Raw genomic sequence first — 844 nt, 5'->3', positions numbered from 1 at the left:
TTGAACCCTTTTATATATGATTCCTCTCTGATATTATACCATACACTTCTGGGCGTCGATTTTTGCACCCCCATACCTCACGATGACGATACTCTCGCAACATATCTACATCCAATTCAGCCACGTATACACCCTCTCCCTCGCCAGCTTCAAATACACATGTATCTCGCGAGTCAGGAAGCTCTGGAAGATATACGACACCATCGAACAGGGTAGAATGTCCATTGCAATCCGGATGAGGGGCCGGATAATTGCATGTGGCTATAGCTAACATATTTTCATATGCTCTTCCCCTGAGTTGTGCGAGGCGGTTCAGTTCCATTGGGCAGGCATTTGGAACTAGAAGTAGCTCCGCTCCTTTCAACATCATAACTCGAGCACTTTCCGGAAATTCCCGGTCATAGCAAATCATTGATCCGACTTTTATAACTCCTTCTTTCGTATCCAATTCTGTCACAAAGAAATCATCTCCTGCATCCAGAACACTTTCATCATCTTCTTCCCCAAAATTACAAATATGGACTTTTGAATAACAATACTGTATTTTGCCATGTTTGTCGAAAAGGCAAACTGTATTTCTCGGTTTCGGCTCATGTTGCTCCAAAAAAGTGATAGCTATAGCCATATCCAACTCTGCAGCAAGTTCTGCAAACCTTTTCACAAAAGAGCCATACCTAGGAATGGCACATTCCCGTAGGCTTGCCTCTTCATGTGGAAAGACGTATCCGCAGCTCCACATTTCTGGAAAAATTGCAATATCTGCCCCCTTTTCTTTTGCCTGAAAACAAGCCTTGATTCCCTTTTCCATATTCCCTTTCAGACTTCCTGTTGGAAGAAGCTGTAA

General features: G+C 43.2%; 1 protein-coding gene. It reads right to left on the bottom strand.

Translation table 11 applies throughout. From position 1 onward, the window contains the following. Positions 1 to 10 precede the first annotated feature (10 nt). Positions 11 to 844, bottom strand: an 834-nt coding sequence (locus DXB73_RS14350) for a carbon-nitrogen hydrolase family protein (RefSeq protein WP_147354914.1), incomplete at its 5' end; no start/stop codon positions are given.

Origin of the sequence: Clostridium sp. OM05-6BH (assembly GCF_003481635.1) — a bacterium.
Lineage (GTDB): Bacteria > Bacillota > Clostridia > Lachnospirales > Lachnospiraceae > Butyribacter.
This window is presented reverse-complemented; position numbering and strand designations above follow the sequence as displayed.